The sequence below is a fragment of the Amycolatopsis sp. CB00013 genome, assembly GCF_001905755.1.
GTDB classification, from domain to species: Bacteria; Actinomycetota; Actinomycetes; order Mycobacteriales; family Pseudonocardiaceae; genus Amycolatopsis; species Amycolatopsis japonica.
On sequence record NZ_LIWC01000002.1, the window covers coordinates 1,910,300 to 1,927,282 of the forward strand.

The 16,983-nt window shown below is 69.1% G+C and carries 19 protein-coding genes; 12 read left to right on the top strand and 7 right to left on the bottom strand.

The genetic code is table 11. The features are described from left to right. Window positions 1-10: 10 nt before the first annotated feature. Together AMK34_RS19375 and AMK34_RS19380 are read left to right on the top strand one after the other, a co-directional pair. Window positions 11-565 (top strand): YbaK/EbsC family protein, encoded by a 555-nt coding sequence (locus AMK34_RS19375; protein WP_073846209.1) that lies wholly within the window; start codon window positions 11-13, stop codon window positions 563-565. Continuing rightward, a complete protein-coding gene (locus AMK34_RS19380) occupies window positions 562-2,013 on the top strand; it encodes an aromatic amino acid lyase (protein WP_073846210.1) in 1,452 nt (483 codons plus the stop codon). The genes AMK34_RS19375 and AMK34_RS19380 overlap by 4 nt, the downstream gene beginning before the upstream one ends. On the opposite strand, the gene AMK34_RS19385 is transcribed toward AMK34_RS19380, so the two are convergent. Beyond that, on the bottom strand, window positions 1,952-2,668 hold the full coding sequence (locus tag AMK34_RS19385) for an ABC transporter permease (RefSeq protein WP_038524566.1): 717 nt from the start codon (window positions 2,666-2,668) through the stop codon (window positions 1,952-1,954). The genes AMK34_RS19380 and AMK34_RS19385 overlap by 62 nt on opposite strands. Then, window positions 2,665-3,351, bottom strand: a complete 687-nt coding sequence (locus tag AMK34_RS19390) for an ABC transporter permease (RefSeq protein WP_073846211.1) — start codon at window positions 3,349-3,351, stop codon at window positions 2,665-2,667. The genes AMK34_RS19385 and AMK34_RS19390 overlap by 4 nt, the downstream gene beginning before the upstream one ends. A 149-nt stretch (window positions 3,352-3,500) precedes the next feature. On the opposite strand from AMK34_RS19390, the gene AMK34_RS19395 reads away from it, so the two are divergent. The 3 genes from AMK34_RS19395 to AMK34_RS19405 all read left to right on the top strand — a co-directional run bounded on the left by AMK34_RS19395 (window position 3,501) and on the right by AMK34_RS19405 (window position 6,103). Beyond that, entirely contained in the window at window positions 3,501-4,421 is a 921-nt protein-coding gene (locus tag AMK34_RS19395; protein WP_073846212.1) for an ABC transporter substrate-binding protein, read from the top strand. A gap of 149 nt (window positions 4,422-4,570) precedes the next feature. Next, window positions 4,571-5,005 (top strand): SRPBCC family protein, encoded by a 435-nt coding sequence (locus AMK34_RS19400; RefSeq protein WP_073846213.1) that lies wholly within the window; start codon window positions 4,571-4,573, stop codon window positions 5,003-5,005. Between the two features lie 99 nt (window positions 5,006-5,104). After that, window positions 5,105-6,103: an NADP-dependent oxidoreductase gene (locus AMK34_RS19405; RefSeq protein ID WP_038520197.1), complete on the top strand. Its 999-nt coding sequence runs from the start codon at window positions 5,105-5,107 to the stop codon at window positions 6,101-6,103. Window positions 6,104-6,181: 78 nt separating this feature from the next. Here the strand turns inward: AMK34_RS19405 and AMK34_RS19410 are convergent, their stop codons facing one another. The 5 genes from AMK34_RS19410 to AMK34_RS19430 all read right to left on the bottom strand — a co-directional run bounded on the left by AMK34_RS19410 (window position 6,182) and on the right by AMK34_RS19430 (window position 9,688). Then, window positions 6,182-6,811 carry a pyridoxamine 5'-phosphate oxidase family protein gene (locus AMK34_RS19410; RefSeq protein WP_038520194.1) on the bottom strand — a complete coding sequence of 210 codons (630 nt, stop codon included), beginning with the start codon at window positions 6,809-6,811 and terminating at the stop codon, window positions 6,182-6,184. A gap of 15 nt (window positions 6,812-6,826) precedes the next feature. Continuing rightward, complete coding sequence (gene purU, locus AMK34_RS19415; RefSeq protein ID WP_198941684.1) at window positions 6,827-7,711, bottom strand: formyltetrahydrofolate deformylase; 885 nt, start codon at window positions 7,709-7,711, stop codon at window positions 6,827-6,829. Beyond that, window positions 7,689-8,348 carry a DedA family protein gene (locus AMK34_RS19420; protein ID WP_073846215.1) on the bottom strand — a complete coding sequence of 220 codons (660 nt, stop codon included), beginning with the start codon at window positions 8,346-8,348 and terminating at the stop codon, window positions 7,689-7,691. Before AMK34_RS19420 ends, purU begins: the two co-directional genes overlap by 23 nt. A 63-nt stretch (window positions 8,349-8,411) precedes the next feature. After that, window positions 8,412-9,209, bottom strand: coding sequence for an SAM-dependent methyltransferase (locus AMK34_RS19425; RefSeq protein WP_073846216.1), 798 nt, complete (start codon window positions 9,207-9,209; stop codon window positions 8,412-8,414). After that, window positions 9,191-9,688: a DUF2505 domain-containing protein gene (locus AMK34_RS19430; RefSeq protein ID WP_073846217.1), complete on the bottom strand. Its 498-nt coding sequence runs from the start codon at window positions 9,686-9,688 to the stop codon at window positions 9,191-9,193. The genes AMK34_RS19425 and AMK34_RS19430 overlap by 19 nt, the downstream gene beginning before the upstream one ends. Before the next feature lie 26 nt (window positions 9,689-9,714). Here AMK34_RS19430 and AMK34_RS19435 point away from each other — a divergent pair, with 26 nt between their 5' ends. From AMK34_RS19435 to AMK34_RS19465, 7 genes are all read left to right on the top strand, one after another. Then, entirely contained in the window at window positions 9,715-10,767 is a 1,053-nt protein-coding gene (locus tag AMK34_RS19435) for a UDP-N-acetylmuramate dehydrogenase (RefSeq protein ID WP_073846218.1), read from the top strand. Between the two features lie 137 nt (window positions 10,768-10,904). Then, window positions 10,905-12,080 carry a L,D-transpeptidase gene (locus AMK34_RS19440; RefSeq protein ID WP_038520179.1) on the top strand — a complete coding sequence of 392 codons (1,176 nt, stop codon included), beginning with the start codon at window positions 10,905-10,907 and terminating at the stop codon, window positions 12,078-12,080. Window positions 12,081-12,132: 52 nt separating this feature from the next. Next, complete coding sequence (locus AMK34_RS19445; RefSeq protein WP_073846219.1) at window positions 12,133-12,945, top strand: alpha/beta fold hydrolase; 813 nt, start codon at window positions 12,133-12,135, stop codon at window positions 12,943-12,945. A 21-nt stretch (window positions 12,946-12,966) separates the two neighbouring features. Then, window positions 12,967-14,271: a D-inositol-3-phosphate glycosyltransferase gene (mshA, locus tag AMK34_RS19450; protein ID WP_083649906.1), complete on the top strand. Its 1,305-nt coding sequence runs from the start codon at window positions 12,967-12,969 to the stop codon at window positions 14,269-14,271. Then, entirely contained in the window at window positions 14,268-14,783 is a 516-nt protein-coding gene (locus AMK34_RS19455; protein ID WP_038520174.1) for a YbjN domain-containing protein, read from the top strand. Before mshA ends, AMK34_RS19455 begins: the two co-directional genes overlap by 4 nt. 68 nt (window positions 14,784-14,851) lie before the next feature. Beyond that, a complete protein-coding gene (locus tag AMK34_RS19460) occupies window positions 14,852-15,766 on the top strand; it encodes a DUF4349 domain-containing protein (protein WP_038520171.1) in 915 nt (304 codons plus the stop codon). A 435-nt stretch (window positions 15,767-16,201) separates the two neighbouring features. Beyond that, the gene (locus AMK34_RS19465; RefSeq protein WP_038520169.1) at window positions 16,202-16,951 is read left to right on the top strand and encodes a phosphoglyceromutase; all 750 of its coding nucleotides are present in this window, start codon (window positions 16,202-16,204) and stop codon (window positions 16,949-16,951) included. Window positions 16,952-16,983: the final 32 nt, after the last annotated feature.

A 16,983-nucleotide genomic window follows, 5' to 3' on the forward strand; every position in this document is an offset into this window, starting at 1 on the left:
AGGTGGCCGGGTGACCACCTGGACCATCGCCGGAACCCTCACCGTCGTCCCCGCCCTCACCCGCACGGATCTGCTCGCCGAGCCCGTCGCGAAGGCACTCGCCGCCCTGCCCGATCCGGACGCCGTCGGCGTCGTCGAGATCGACGCCGAGCTGGCCGACACCGCCGCCTTCTGCGAGGCGTACGGCTCACCGCTTTCCGCGTCCGCGAACTGCGTCGTCGTCGCCGGCAAACGCGCCGGTGAAGTCCGCTTCGCCGCCGCGATGATCCTCGCCACCACCCGCGCCGACGTGAACGGTGTGATCAAACGCCGCCTCGACGTGCGCAAGGCCTCCTTCGCCCCGATGGACGAGGCCGTCTCGCTCACCGGAATGGAGTACGGCGGCATCACGCTGGTCGGCCTGCCCGCGGAGTGGCCGATCCTGGTCGACCAGCGCGTCGCCGACGAACCCGAACTGGTCATCGGCAGCGGTATCCGCGGCGGCAAGCTGCTGATCCCAGGCTCGGTCCTCGCGTCCCTGCCCGGCGCCGAGGTGATCGACGGGCTCGCGCGCCCCGTCGAGTGAGGCTGTCCACAAAGGACTTTCCGCTGACTTCGGCCTTCGAGGCCGAGGTCCTCGAACTCGACCCCGCGTTGCCGGCGAGGCTCGGCGAGAACCGCGCCCGAGTCCTCGCCGCGCTGGATGAGCGCCCCGTCTACGGCGTGAACACCGGCATGGGGCGGCTCGCGGGGGTCGCCGCGCCCGCGTCGAACGCGTACCAGCGGAACCTGCTGATCGGCCGTGCCGTCGGCGGACCGCCCTGGCTCTCGGCCGAGGAAGTGCGCTGGCTGCTGCTGGTGCGCCTGCGGGATCTGCTCGCACCCGAAGCGGGCGCCAGTCCGGAGCTGGTGACGTTCCTCGTCGACCGGCTGAACGAGGGGTTCACCCCCGCCGTGCCGCGGACGGGGCTGGGCAGCGCCGGCGAGATCATCCCGCTGGCGCACGCCTTTCAGACCTTCCTCGGCATCGGGACCGTGCTGGTGGACGGCGTCGAGACACCCGCGTCGGAAGTGCTGGCGGAGCCGTACGAGCCCGGTCTCAAGGAGGCCGCGACCCTCATCCAGGGCTCGCCGCTGGCGGAGACGCTCGCCGCTTTCGGGCGGGCCGAGGTCCGGCAGCTGGTGGCTCTCCAGACGCTCGCCGCCGCGATCGCGATCGACGTTCTCGGTGCGCCGCAAGGGATCTATCGCCCCGCGCTGGCCGGAGACGATCAGGTGCTGCGTTCGGTCCTGCGCGAAGTGAACGATCTCATCCGAGGTGCCGTCGAACGGCCGGTCGTGCAGGCGCCCGTTTCCGTGCGGGTGGCTCCGCGCGCGCTCGCGCATCTGACGCGGGTCGCCGCCGAACTGGACGAGGTGCTCAGGCGCTCGATGCCGACCGATTCACCCGTGTTCCTCGACGGCGAATTCGTGTCCACGACCGGGTTCCACGCCGTCGAACTCGGGCTGCGGATGGACGCGGTGACGGCGGCGCTGGTGCATCTCGGCGAAGTGAGCGTGCAGCGGACGCACCGGTTGCTCGACGAGCGGTTCAGCGGCCTGCCCGCGCAGCTCGCGGTGGAACCGGGGCCGCGGGCTGGGCTGGTGCCGTTGCACAAACGCGCGGTGGGGGAGCTGCACGCGCTGCGGCGGCTGGCCACGCCCGCGACCTTGGGTTCCCTCGACACTTCCGGTGGTCAGGAGGACGTGCAGGCGTTCGCCTGGGCGGCGGGGAACCCGCTCCGTGACGCCTGTGCGCGGATGTTCGCCATCACGGCCTGCGAGCTGATCACGGGTTCGCAGGCGCGGTGGCTGGCGTCCGGGGACGGGGCGCCGGAGCTGCGCGCGACCTACGAGCGGCTGCGGGAGCTGGTGCCGCCCGTCGAGGAGGACCGGGCGTTGGGCCCGGCGGTGACGACGGTGGTTTCGGCGCTCAGGAACGGGTTTCCGCGCGGGACTGGATCGCCAGCCCGCGAGGGGTCACCCAACGCGTGACGAGCGCGAAAACCCCTTCGCATACCAACGCCAGCACGACGACCGCGATACCGCCCGCCAGGATCTCTCCGTGGCCGGGATCGCCGAGCGCGAAACCGTCCACAATGTACCGTCCGAGCCCGCCGCCGTCGTTGACGATCGCGCCGATCGCGACGGTCGCCACCAGTTGCAGGAACGCGACGCGGGCACCCGCGAGGATGACCGGTGACGCGAGCGGCAACTCCAGGCGCAGCATGATCTGCCACTCACGGTGGCCGGTTCCCCGCGCGGCGTCGACGGTTTCCTGCTCCAGCTGGATGACGCCCGCGTAGGTGTTGGTGAACAACGGCGGCAGCGCCAAGGCCACCAGCGCGAGCATCAACGGCCAGAAGGTCGTGTCGACTTCGAGCCGGGAAGCCAGGAACCAGAACAGGATCACGAGTCCGAAGCTGGGGATCGCGCGGCCGATGTTCACCGCGCTGGTCGCGAGGAACTGCGCGCGGCGGTAGTGCGCCAGCCACAACGCGGGCGGGATCGTCAGCACGGCCGAGATCGCCAGTGCCAGCAAGGAGAACTGGAGATGCTCGACCGTCCGGTACGGCACGCCCGCCGGATCGGTCCAGCTCCACCGGTTCGGCTCGCCGAACCACTCGATGGTCTGGTCGATGATGCTCATCGCGACGCCGCCTTCCGCGACCACGGCGCGAGCGCGCGCCCACCGAGCCACAGCAGCAGATCCACCACCACGGCCAGCACCACGGAAAGCCCGACACCCACGATGATCGACGTCGGATTCGGTGTCGCGGTCTGGATGCCGTTGCGGATGAAGTACCCCAGGCCGCCCTTGCCGAGCATGGAGGTCACCGTCACGAGCCCGATCGTGGTCACCGCCGCGACCCGCAGACCCGCGATAACCACCGGCAGCGCGAGCGGGAGTTCGACCTGCCACAGCAATCGCGAACGGGTGAAACCCATGCCTATCGCGGCTTCGCGGACTTCCTTGGGGACCTGTTCGACGCCGGTGACGATGTTGCGGATGAGGATCAGCAACGTGTATGTCGCCAACGGGATCACCGCTGTGGTGAAGGAAGTCAGGCCGGTGAAGGGAACCAGGACGGCGAAGGCGCCGAGGCTCGGGATGACGTACAGCGAACCCGCGGTGCTCAGCGCGATGACGTAGAACCACCGGCGACGCAGTGAGACCACGGAAACACCGATCGACACCACCAGTCCGATGGCGAGCGCCGCCGCGGTCAGCGTGATGTGCTCGCCGAGCCGCTCGAAGATCTCGTCGAGGTTGCGGTCCACCCACCGCCACTCGAAGAGCGGCCGTCCGCCCTGGGCGGGAACGGGGAACACGGAGGATGCTCGCACCGGCCGACCTTACCCCGTTCGGGGCGTCGGATTCCGTTCTCTGGGAGCGCAAGGGGTGCAACTCTCAAAATGTGGATTCTGTCGTGACCCGGGGATACGGTTCATTCCTCTGAACGAGTCATAGGAGTGTGCACGTGCGCTGGACACGGAACGTTCGAGTGGGCGCGGTGCTCGCCGCCGCCATCCTCGGTATGACCGCCTGTGGGGGCGGAGACGACGCGGCGGCCCCGGCCGCGCAGAGCAAGGGCGGGGCGCCGATCGTGGTCGCCTCCTTCAACTTCACCGACAGCCTGATCCTCGCCGAGCTGTACGCGAACGCGTTGGAGGCCAAGGGATATCCGATCACCCGCAAGCTGAACCTCGGTTCGCGCGAGCTGATCTACCCGGCGCTGAAATCCGGCGAACTCCAGTTCATCCCGGAATACCAGGGCGCCGCCATCACCACCGGCTTCGGCAAGGAGGCCGCGAAGGACGCGGCCGGCGAGCACGAACAGCTCAAGAAGCTGTTCGAGCCCGACGGCATCGGCCTGCTGGACTACTCGCCCGCCGAGGACAAGAACACCTACATCGTGAAGGCCGACCTCGCCAAGGAGAAGGGCCTCGCGAAGATCAGCGACCTGTCCAAGGTCGACAACGTCGTCGTCGCGGGCGGGCCGGAGTGCGAGAAGCGGCTTCCCTGCTTCAAGGGCTTCACCGACGTCTACAAGCTGAAGGCCACGTTCCAGACGGTGCAGGAGGCGGGCCCGCGCGTCGAACAGCTGCGGTCCGGCAAGGTCACCGTCATCCCGGTCGACTCGGTGAGCCCGCTCGTGGGCGACCCGCAGTTCGTGGCGCTGGAGGACGACCTCGCCATCGTGCCGACCGAGAACGTCGTGCCCGCGGTGAACAAGAAGGTCCTCGACGAGCGCGGCGCCGACTTCGCGGCCGCCGTCAACGCCGTGAGCAAGGCCCTCGACACCGTGCAGCTGCGTGAGCTGAACAAGCGCGTCGACTCGGACGGCGAGAAGCCGGCCGATGTCGCGAAGGACTGGCTGAAGGAGAAGTCGCTCATCTAGCCCCCTTCGCGTGCCATGAAAGGTCCTTTCCTTGCAAAATTTGCGAGGAAAGGACCTTTCCTTGCATCCGGGCAGGGGGTGCGCGTTCCCTCTGCGAGCAGCGGTGGAATCGTGGACGCTGTCTTGCCACACGGGTGAAAGGGAGTGGGATGGGAAAGGTCACGGCCGTCGCGGAGCGCACCATCGAGGCGCCGGCGGACAAGGTCAGGGCGCTCGTCGCGGACTACGCCGAAACCCGGCCGAAGCTGCTGACGGAGCACTACCGCGACTACGAAGTCACGGAAGGCGGCGTCGGCGCGGGCACGAAGGCGCGCTGGAAGCTGCAGGCCACGTCGAAGCGCGTGCGTGACGTCGCCGCGACGGTGACCGAGCCGTCCGAAGGCACCCTCGTTGAGACCGACGCGAACTCCAGCATGGTCACCACCTGGACCGTCCGCGAGGTGCCGGACGGCAGCCTCGTCCGCATCGAGACCACCTGGGACGGCGCGGGCGGCATCGGCGGCTTCTTCGAGAAGACCTTCGCGCCCGGCGGGCTCAAGCGGATCTACGAGGGTGTGCTCGGCAAGCTCGCCGAGGTCGTGTAGCCCTCGCCACAATCGGAATGGGCGCCCCGGTTAGCTCGTTGTACCCGTCGTGAATACGGGGCGACCGCCCCGCTTCGGCAACAGACTTGGAGTTACCTCGTGAACGCAACCGAGATCCGGCTCGCCTCCCGTCCGCACGGTGTTCCGACGCTGGAGAATTTCGAGATCGCCGACGTCGAGATCCCGGTGCCGGGCGAAGGGCAGATCCTGGTCCGCAACCAGGTGCTGAGCGTGGATCCGTACATGCGCGGCCGGATGAGCAGCGCGAAGTCCTACGCCGAGCCGTACGAGGTCGGCAAGGTGATGCACGGCGGCGCCGTCGGCGAAGTGATCGAGTCCACCGTGGACGATTTCAAACCCGGTGACATCGTGCTGCACGGCCTCGGCTGGCGTTCGCACGCCGTCGTCGCCGCGAAGCACGCGGTGAAGGTCGACCCGGAGGCCGCCCCGATCACGGCGTACCTCGGCGTCCTCGGCATGACCGGGCTCACCGCGTACGCCGGGCTGCTGGAGGTCGCGGAGTTCAAGGAAGGCGACACCGTCTTCGTGTCCGGCGCGGCGGGCGCCGTCGGGTCCGTCGTCGGCCAGCTGGCGAAGTTGAAGGGCGCGAAGCGGGTCATCGGCAGCGCGGGCACCGACGACAAGGTCAAATGGCTGACCGACGAGCTGGGCTTCGACGCGGCGTTCAACTACAAGGACGCCCCGGTGATCGAGCAGCTGCGCGCGGCGGCGCCCGAAGGTATCGACGTGTACTTCGACAACGTCGGCGGCGAGCACCTCGAAGCGGCCATCGACTCGATCAACCTGCACGGCCGCATGGCGATCTGCGGGATGATCTCGGTCTACAACAACACCGAACCGGCCGCGGCGCCGCGCAATCTCGCGTCGATCATCGCGAAGCGGTTCACCATGCGCGGCATGCTGGTCGGCGACCACTACGCGCTGCAGCCGCAGTTCGTTCAGGAGGTCGCTCCGCTGGTCGCCTCCGGGCGGCTGAAGTACTCGGAGACCATTGTGGACGGTATCCGCAACGCGCCGCAGGCGTTCCTGGACCTGTTGGGCGGGGCGAACACCGGCAAGATGCTGGTCCGCGTCTGACCCGCCTCCCGATGCCATGAAAGGTCCTTTCCTTGCAAAATTTGCAAGGAAAGGACCTTTCATAGCGCGTGTGGGGGCTCAGTACTGCGTCGTGAGCGCGCCTTCGGTCAGCGCGGCATCGAGCGCCTCCGCCGACATGTCCAGCTTCATCTGGTCACGGAAGATCTGGCCCGCCGTCGGCAGGCTGGACCGCTCCGGCCACGTCTCCGGCTTCCACAGCGATGACCGCAGGAAAGCCTTGGCGCAGTGCATGTACAGCTCTTCGACCTCGACCAGGATCGCCAGAGCCGGCCGCTTCCCCTTGACCACGAGGTCGTCGAAGAACGGCGCGTCCGCGACCAGTTTCGCGCGGCCGTTGATCCGCAGGGTCTCGTTCATCCCCGGCACCAGGAACAGCAGCCCGGCGTGCGGGTTTTCGAGGATGTTGGTCTGGCTGTCGAGCAGTTTGTTGCCCGGCCGGTCCGCCAGCACCAGCGTCTTGTCGTCGAGCACCTTCACGGAACCGGCGGGGTCGCCGCGCGGCGAGACGTCGCAGGTCCCGTCGGCCGACGCCGTCGCCAGCAGGTAGAACGGCGAGTGCTCGATCAGCGTGCGCGCGTGCGGATCGAGGAAGGGGATGATCTTCCCCTTGGTCCGTTCGGCCGGGTGGCCGAGGTGCTCACGCAGCGCTTCGTGCGTCTCGATCACTTTGATCTCTGAGGTCCCCATGACCCCAGTGAACCATTAGAAGACGACAGTCCGGTTCCCGTGCACCAGCACGCGGCCCTCCAGATGCCACCGGAGCCCGCGCGCCAGCGTCACCTTCTCGATGTCGCGGCCCTTGCGGACCATGTCCTCGACCGAGTCGCCGTGGTCGACGCGGATGACGTCCTGGTCGACGATCGGGCCGGCGTCGAGATCGGCGGTGACGTAGTGGCAGGTCGCGCCGATGAGTTTCACCCCGCGCGCGTGGGCCTGGTGGTACGGCCGCGCGCCGACGAACGACGGCAGGAAGCTGTGGTGGATGTTGAGCGCCCGCCCGGCCCACGCCTCGCACAGCTCCGGCGGCAGGACCTGCATGAACCGGGCGAGGACCACGGCGTGCGGATCGTGCTCGTCGACGAGTTTCCGTACTTCGGCGAACGCCGATGCCTTGGCGGCCGGGTCCCCGGCGGGGAACGGGACGTGGTGGAACGGGATGCCGTGGGCGCGGGTGATGTCGCCCAGCGACGCGTGGTTGCCGATGACGGCGGCGACGTCGACGTCCAGTTCCCCGGACGCGACCCGGCCGAGCAGGTCGTAGAGGCAGTGCCCGGCCTTGGAGACGAGGATCACCGCGCGGCGGCGCTCGCCGGTGTCGCTGACCTGCCAGCTCGACTCGTTCGAAAGGGACTTCGCGACCTCGGCGAAGCGCGTGCGCAGTTCGGCGGCGTCGAACGGGAGCGAATCGGCGCGGACGACCTGGCGGGTGAAGAACCAGCCGGTGTCGGGGTCGGTGTGATACGCCGCTTCGACGATCCAACCGCCGTGCTCGGCGAGGAAACCCGAGATGCGGGCGATGATGCCCGTGCGGTCGGGGCAGCCGAAGGAGATCACATAGCGACGTTCAGGGTTCGACACGCACACCATTGTCGCTGGTCCCGGCCGCCGCGCGGCGTCGGGTCAGTATCCGGACGCGGACCCGCCGCCCGATCTCGATCGCCGCGACCAGCAGCAAGCCGAGTGCGAAGGACAGCAGAAGGCCCTTCTCCGGTTCGTCCGCGAAGGCCGCTCCGCCGACCAGCCCGATCAGGACGCTGTACACCGCCCAGATGCCCGCGCCGAGGGCGTCGAGAGGGACGAACTTGCGTGGCGGGTAGCCGAGGCTGCCGTTGGCGAGCCCGCTCGCGACGCGGCCGCCGGGCAGGTAGCGGGCGGCGAGGATCAACAGGACGGCGTTGCGCCGCACCTGGATCTTCGCCCATTCGTAGCGCCGGATCCCGTCCGGACCGCGCTGCAGGCGGGCGAGCGCCCGCGGTCCCGCGGCGGCGCCGACGGTGTAGCCGAGGCAGTCGCCCAGCCAGGCCCCGAGCGCGGCGATCAGCGCGAGCAGCGCCAGCTGGGCGAAGTCCGTGCCGATCAGGACGGCGACGGTGATGACGGTGGTCTCGCTCGGCATGAACGGCAGGAGCGCGTCCAACCCGGACACGAGGAACACGATCACCCACAGCCAGGGCGATCCGAGCGTGCCCTCGAGCAGCCCGGTGACGTACTCCAGCAGTTCCACGGTTCCATGGTGATCACCGCAGGTCGCTTTGGGGTGACGGAGCGGGGTTCGACCGGTGAATTCCTAGTCCGGGGCCACCGAGGACCACGGCACCGTGAGTTCACCCAGCCGCCAGCGCGACGGCCGGTTCAGCACCGGCCAGCCCCGGGCGGTGAGCAGGTGGACGGCGTGCGCCCAGCGGGCACGGACGCCGAAGTTCTGATGCGGCGCCGCCGTCGCCCAGCAGGTATCCAAAGTGGACAGTAGTTCGTGGACGCGTTCACCGGGAACGTTGCGGTGGATCAGGATCTTGGGCAGTCGTTCGGCCACTGTGGACGGACGTTCCAGGCTGGCGAGATGTACCGACAGGGTCAGGGTGCGCGGTCCGTCGTGTCCGACGGCGACCCAGGTGCTCAGCCGCCCGATCTCGTCGCAGGTGCCTTCGACGAGGAGCCCGCCCGGTGTCATCGCGTCCAGCATGAGCGACCACGCACCCGGGACCTCGGCTTCGTCGTACTGCCGCAGGACGTTGAACGCGCGTACCAGCACCGGCCGCGTCCCGGCCAGTTCGAAGCCGCCGCGCCGGAAGTCGAGCCACGGCTTGTCGACGGCGGATAGCGCGACGGCGACCCGTTCGGCGTCCAGCTCCAGACCCAGCACGCGGACGTCGCGACGGACCGTGCGCAGCCATCGCGCCATCTCGACCGTGGTCACCGGTGAGGCGCCGTAGCCGAGGTCCACCACGAGCGGTTCGTCGGCGCGGTGCAGCAGCCGCGTCACGCCCGGATCGCTCGCGAGCCACCGGTCCACCCGCCGGAGCCGGTTGGGGTTGGTCGTGCCCCGTGTCGGTGCCCCGACCGGGTTCAGCGCTCGGCCAGCCATTTCGCGACGAATTCCGCCTCGCGCTCCAGCAGCTTGGTGACCTGTTCGGCGATCACGCCCTCCAGCTTTCCGCCGACGAACGGGATCCGCACCTTGACCTGGCCGCTGTTGACCAGCGTCGTCCGCTCGCCTTCGGCGGTCAGCGACGTCTTCGCGGTGATCTCGCCCGGCACGCCCGAGACCGCCGCCGTCGCGGTGCCGGTGTAGCCGTCCCCGGCCGCCTTCCAGCTCTGCTCGCGCTCGACGATCAGGTCGCCCCGGTGCAGGGTCCGCACGGCCGACGGGAGCTTGTCCGAGCTGATGCCCTGACGCAGCTTGTAGCGCACTCCGCCCTCGGCCGGGACGTACTCCAGCAGCTCCGCGTCGTCGCCGCCGATCTGCTCCAGCCGCGCCCGCAGTGCCGCCTCGCCGGCGACCGCGTCGAACGTGGTCGCGAGGTCTGCGGAGAACGCTGAGCGGTGCTCGATACGGGAGGCCATGGCGCCAGACAGTACCGTTCACGGGTGTGAGCACTGCCGAAACTCCCACCCTCGCCGACCACACCACGTTGCGCCTCGGCGGTCCGGCGCGGCGTTATGCCGAGGCGAAGACCGTGCAGGCCCTGGTCGACGCGGTCCGCGAGGCCGACGAAGCGGGCGAGCCGGTCCTGCTGCTCGGCGGCGGCTCGAACCTCGTCGTCGCCGACGACGGTTTCGAGGGCACGGTGCTGAAGGTCGGCAACACCGGCTGGACGCGTGACGGAGATCTCGTCGAGGTCGCGGCGGGAGAGAACTGGGACGGTTTCGTCGAGGGCCTGGTCGCCGAGGGCATCGGCGGGCTCGAATGCCTCTCCGGGATCCCCGGTTCGGTCGGTGCGACGCCGATCCAGAACGTCGGCGCGTACGGCTGCGAGGTGGCCGAATCCCTGGTCTCGGTCGATCTCTACGACCGTGCCACCCGCGAAATCCGCACGCTGACCGCCGAAGAGCTCGGCTTTGGGTATCGCACGTCGATCCTGAAGGGGACCGACGCGGGCGTCGTGCTCACAGTGCGTTTCAAGGTCAGCGAAGACGGCCTCTCCGCCCCGATCCGCTACGCCGAACTCGCCCGCACGCTCGGCGTCGAGATCGGTGACCGGGTCCCGGCCGCCGAAGCACGCGAAGCGGTCCTCGGGCTGCGTCGCGGCAAGGGCATGGTCCTGGACGCCGACGACCACGACACCTGGAGCGCGGGCTCGTTCTTCACCAACCCGATCATCGGCGAGGCGCGGCTGGCGAAGGTGCTGGCAGGCATCGTGGACGTCGTCGGGGAGGACGTGCGCGTGCCGCAGTACCCGGCGCCCGGCGGCACGAAGCTGTCCGCGGCCTGGCTGATCGAGCGTGCGGGATTCGCGAAGGGGCACGAAGGGCCTGGCGGCCGGGTCTCGCTGTCGACGAAGCACACGCTCGCGCTCACGAACCGGGGTAAGGCCTCGACCCAGGACCTGCTCGATCTGGCGCGCGAAGTGCGCGACGGCGTCGAGGCTCGCTTCGGCGTTTCACTGCACCCTGAACCCCTGCTCATCAACTGCGCGCTTTGACCGAACAACCCGACGCCACCCTCGTGCGTCTATCACTCTGAGGGGCGAGGGTGAGTTCCGTCGCCGCGGGTAACGTCGGAGGGGTTCCCGGCGCTGAGCGGGTAGAAGCTCGCGGGGATCTTCATGGGAGGTACACGGTGATCGAACGGCGCACGGTGTTCAAGGCCGCGCTCGCCGCGGGTGCGGCCATGCTGGCCGCCGCCTGCTCCAGCGAAGAAGGCGGCAACGCCAAGCCGGAAGGCAGTGGTGGCGGGGAACAGGGCGCCGCCCCGGTCGCGAAGATCACCGCCGAACCCGCCGCCGACGCCAAGGACGCGTCCGTGGTGACGCCGGTCGTGGTGAAGGTCGCCGACGGCAAGCTCACCGAGGTCAAGGTCACCGGAGACAGTGGCAAGGACGTCAAGGGTGAGCTTTCCGCGGACGGGCTCACCTGGACCAGCACCGAGGTCCTCGGCTACGGCAAGACGTACACGTACGCCGCGAAGGCCACCGGCAGCGACAACAAGCCCGCCGAGTTCAAGGGCTCGTTCAGCACGGTCAAGCCCGCCAAGGAGGTTCGCGCCACGCTGAACCCGACCGACGACGCCGAGGTCGGCGTCGCGATGCCGATCAGCGTGAAGTTCGCGTCCCCGGTCAAGGACAAGGCGGCCGCCGAGAAGGCGCTCAAGGTGAAGACCGACAAGGACGTCGAGGGCTCCTGGGGCTGGCTGTCCGACACCCAGGTCGACTGGCGGCCCAAGGAGTACTGGCCCGCGAACATCAAGGTCAACGTCGAGGCGAAGCTCTACGGCGTCGCGCTCGGCGGCGGCGCGTACGGCAAGGCCGACGTGACCACCGAGTTCAAGATCGGCCGCAACCAGGTGGTCAAGATCAACACCCCGGACCATGTGATGAAGGTCTACCGGGGCGGGTCGGAATCGGCGAGCTACCCGTGTTCGAACGGGCTCGACGGCGACGTCCAGCGCAACACCCCCAACGGCACGTTCATCGTGATGACGAAGGAGCCGACGGCGCGGTTCGACAACGCGCGCTACGGCTACACCAACGTCAACAAGAAGTGGTCCTGCCGGATCTCGAACAACGGCGAGTACATCCACGAGAACCAGGACAACGCGGCGAACATCGGCAAGGCCAACACCTCGCACGGCTGCGTGAACCTGCTCGAAGCGGACGCCAAGAAGTACTTCGACTCGGCGATGATCGGCGACCCGGTCGAGATCACCGGTTCGAAACTGGGCAGCCCGACCAAATCGGACGTCAAGAACTGGTTCTACGACTGGAAGTCCTGGAAGGCCCTCTCGGCGGTCAAATAGCCGTTCGGCCTCGTGAGCCCCACACGTGTCGTGACCTCCTAGGCTGCGATGCATGAAGACCGAGGTAGTCGGCTACGGCGGGACCCGCATCGGCTTGTGGGTCGAGGGCGCCGAAAACACCCGTCCGATCGTGTTCGTGCACGGCTGGGCCCAGTCGAGCCGGGCGTGGGCGCCGCAGCTGGCGGATCCCGCGCTCAGCGAGCGGTTCCGCCTGGTCGCGATGGATCTGCGCGGGCACGGGGACTCCGAAGTGCCCTCCGCCGGCTACGACGATCCCCGCGTCTGGGCGGAGGATCTCGCCTCCGTTCTCGACTTCGCCGGTGAGGACGCGATCGTCGTCGGCTGGTCCTACGGCGGGCTGGTCATCACCGACTACCTCCGGGTGCACGGCTCTTCGCGGCTCGCCGGCGTCGTTTTTGTGGGCGCTATCACAGAAATCGGCAAGAACCGTCCCGGCGGCAAGGTCGGGCCCGCGATGCGCGACGCCATCCCGGCGGTCCTTTCCGACGATCCGGCGGTCGCGATTCCCGCGTTGGTGCAGTTCAGCGCGCGGATGACGGCCGCCCCGGTGTCCGGCACGCTCACCCAATCGCTGCTCGGCGCCTGCCTTTCCACGCCGCCCGCGGTGCGCTCCGCGCTGTTCCGGCGTGACGTCGGGAGCGAGGACGTGCTGCGCGATCTGGACAAACCGGCACTTATCGTTCATGGTCTCGCGGACGCTGTGATCGACCCGACGTCCGCGGAATACGCGGCGGGGAAGATTCAGGGGGCCGTCGTGCGTTGGCTACCTGAGGTGGGGCATCTGCCGTTCGCCGAAGCGGCGGACGAGTTCGGTGAACTGCTGCGCGGGTTCGCCGATCAGTAGGACTTCGGGAGTGTTGACCAGGTGACGATCCCTCTGCACGGGTTCGACGCCGCGCCCAGGCGCGTCGCGGTGCTGTCGTTGCACACTTCTCCGCTGGAGCAGCCGGGTACCGGCGACGCCGGCGGCATGAACGTCTACGTGAGCCAGACGGCCACCGAGATGGCCCGCCGGGGCGTCGAGGTCGAGGTGTTCACGCGGGCCACGTCCTCGGATCAGCCTCCGGTCGCCGAGCTGGCGCCCGGGGTGCTGGTCCGGCACATCCCGGCCGGGCCGTTCGAGCCGCTGGGGCGCGACGAGCTGCCCGCGCAGCTGTGCGCCTTCACGGCAGGGGTGCTGCGGGCCGAGGCGTTCCACGAACCGGGCTACTACGACCTCATCCATTCGCATTACTGGCTCTCCGGCCAGGCGGGCTGGCTCGCCCGCGACCGCTGGGGCGTGCCGCTGGTGCACACCGCGCACACCCTCGCCAAGGTCAAGAACGCCGCGCTGGCCGAGGGCGACACCCCCGAGCCGCGCACCCGCGTGATCGGCGAGGAGCAGGTCGTCGAGGAGGCGGATTGCCTGGTCGCGAACACCCGCGTCGAGGCCCGCGAGCTGATCGAGCTGTACGACGCCGACCCGCACGCCGTGCACGCCATCCCGCCCGGTGTCGACCTCGACCGCTTCACGCCCGGCTCCCAGGCCGCCGCGCGCCGGGCGCTGGGTCTTCCGACGGACGCGATCGTCCTGGCCTTCGCGGGCCGGATCCAGCCGTTGAAGGCGCCGGACGTCCTCCTGCTGGCCGCGGCCGAAATGCTGCGCGAGCGGCCGGAGCTGGCGTCGCGGCTGGTGGTGCTGATCGTCGGCGGCCCGTCCGGGACCGGACTTGAGCAGCCGCAGGCCCTGCGTGAGCTGGCCGTTTCCCTCGGGATCGAGGCGCAGACCCGGTTCATGCCGCCGCAGCCGGGCCGGTCGCTGGTCAACGTCTACCGGGCGGCCGACCTCGTCGCCGTGCCGAGCTACAACGAGTCGTTCGGGCTGGTCGCGCTCGAGGCGCAGGCCTGCGGGACGCCGGTGATCGCGGCGGAGGTCGGCGGGCTGCCGGTCGCCGTTCCGCACGGCGTCTCCGGGCTGCTCGTGCCGTCGCACGACGCGAAGGACTGGGCGGGCGCGCTCGCGAACGTCGCGTTGCGGCCCGGTTGGCGTGCCGAGCTTTCGGCCAACGCCGTCGTCCACGCGCGACGCTTCTCCTGGCGCCGGACGACGGACCGCCTGCTGGACACGTACGCTCAGGCGACCGGCGCGTTCCGGCGTGCCCTCGAACAGCGCGCGGAGGTGGCGGTTTGACGCTCGACGAGACCTTGCGGTCCTCTTTGGACAATGCGGGCCTGGAATACGAAAGGCGTGGCGAGGGAAGGTACTTCGTCACGTTGCCCGGCACCAAGAAACTGCAGACCAACTGCTGGCTGGTCGCCGGTGACCACGCTTTCGCCGTCGAAGCCTTCGTCTGCCGCCGTCCCGACGAGTCCCATGAGGACGTTTACCGCTTTCTGTTGCGCCGCAACGCGAAACTGTACGGCGTGCACTACACGGTGGACGCGATCGGCGATATCTATCTGGTCGGCCGGTTCGGTTTGGACACGGTCACCGAAGCCGAATTGGACAAGATCCTCGGGCAGGTGCTGGAGGCCGCCGACGGCGATTTCAACACGCTGCTGGAACTCGGGTTCGCCGAATCGATCAAACGCGAATGGGACTGGCGCGTCTCGCGCGGCGAGTCGCTGGCGAACCTGCAGGCGTTCAAACATCTCGTCGAGCCTTCGAACGGGCACGAGCCGGGAGCCTTGACCGACTCGTGACCCGGACGGTGCAACGGCACCGTCGTCCGTTCCGTCTCTTTCCGCAGCACTGGAGGGAGACGGTTTTCATGCACAAGCGAGTGAGATGGGTCGCGGCCGCCGGCATCGTGCTGGCGCTGGCGGGCTGTTCGGCGAACGATTCCGGCGGTGAGTCGGCCGCGATGCCGATGTCGGCGGACACCAAGCAGGCGGCGCCCAAAGAAGGGGTGCCCAACAAGGAAGCCACCGACAGCAAGGCCGGTTCGGACAAGGCCCCGGCGCCCGCGGGGCAGCCGGGGATCACCGACCGCAAGCTGGTGCGCACGGCGAGCCTGGAGCTCACCGCCCCGAACGTCGCCGACGTGATCTCGCAGGTGCGCGTCATCACCCAGGGCGCCGCGGGCTACACCGGGCAGGAAAGCACCCAGGAGAAGCGCGCGTCGGTCAACGTCATCGTGCCCTCCGAACGCCTCGACGGCGTGCTGGACCAGCTCGGGAAGCTGGGGAAGCAGGTCCGGCGCGAGGTCACCGCGACGGACGTGACCGAGCAGATGGTCGACGTCGAATCGCGGCTGGCCACCCAGCGGGCGAGCGTCGAGCGCATCCGCGCACTGCTCGCGAGGGCGACGTCGGTTTCGGAGATCGCCTCGGTGGAGAGCGAGCTGACGAGCCGGGAAGCCGAGCTCGAGTCGCTCCAGAAGCGGCGCGAAAGCCTGGCGGGCAGTGTCGCCATGTCGACGATTTCGTTGCAGGTGAAGGCGGAGACGGTCGCGGCGTCGGAGGAGTCCCGCAGCGGTTTCCTCGGTGGGCTGGCCGGCGGCTGGGACGCCTTCCTGACCTTCGGCGGCGGCCTGCTGACCGCGATCGGCGCGATGGCGCCGTTCCTGCTGGTCTTCGGTGTTCCCGTGGCCGCGCTGGTGTGGTGGCTGCGCAAGCGGCGCCGTCCGGCGGAACCCGCGATGGCGACCGCTTCGGATCTGCCGTCCGCGCCTCCGCTGGACTGACGTGAACAGGCGGGACGGCTCGAGGGAGGGGGGAGTCGCGATCTCGAGCCGCCCCGCTGAAGTTCCCGCCAAGGTGGACCCGGTGACGAGGGGGATGCCAACGGGGCCGGCGGGCGCCGCGACTCGGCAGGGGGGAGACGAGTCGCGGTCGTCACCCGCGTCGAGCCGGGGAGTGCGTGGAATCCGGCCGCGCGGGACCTAGTCAACCTGTCAGATCTCCACCTGTAATCACAAGACTACCGGTTACTCCGTTCGAGTGAACTTCGAAAACCGGGATAACGGAGTGCAGCCTGATTTCCAGGGAACGGGACTTGTTGGCAACCCGTCTTCTGGACGGGTGAAGGTGTTACTCGCGGGTAACGCACTCTCCGTAGAAACAAGGTCAAGCGCAGCCCTCTGACCGGCGCTTCCGCTCCCTCTGGCAGGCTGAACCCCATGGCTGAGCTTGGGACTCTGGTGCTGCTGCGTCACGGGCAGAGCACGTGGAACGCCGAAAACCTGTTCACCGGCTGGGTGGACGTGCCGCTGTCGGAGCAGGGCGAGCAGGAGGCGCGCAAGGGCGGGCGGCTGCTCGCGGAGTCCGGCCTGCTGCCGGACGTCGTGCACACGTCGCTGATGCGCCGCGCGATCTCGACCGCCAACCTGGCGCTCGACGCCGCCGACCGGCACTGGATCCCGGTGAAGCGCGACTGGCGCCTCAACGAGCGCCACTACGGCGCGCTGCAGGGCAAGAACAAGAAGCAGACCCTCGACGAGTTCGGCGAGGAGCAGTTCATGCTCTGGCGCCGCTCCTACGACACCCCGCCGCCCCCGATCGACCCGGCCGACGAGTTCAGCCAGGTGGGCGACGCGCGCTACGCCGACCTCGGCGACGCCGCCCCGCTGACCGAATGCCTCAAGGACGTCGTCGCGCGGCTGCTGCCGTACTGGGAGTCCGAGATCGTGCCGGATCTGCGCGCGGGCAAGACCGTGCTGGTCGCCGCGCACGGGAACTCGCTGCGGGCGCTGGTGAAGCACCTCGACGGCATCTCCGACGACGCGATCGCCGGGCTCAACATCCCGACCGGCATCCCGCTGCGTTACGACCTCACCGAAGACCTCAAGCCCGTCACCGCCGGTGGCACCTACCTGGACCCGGAGGCCGCCAAGGAAGCCGCGGCCGCCGTGGCGAACCAGGGCCGCTAGACCCACGCATTTCGTCCTCTGGATGCGGTAGT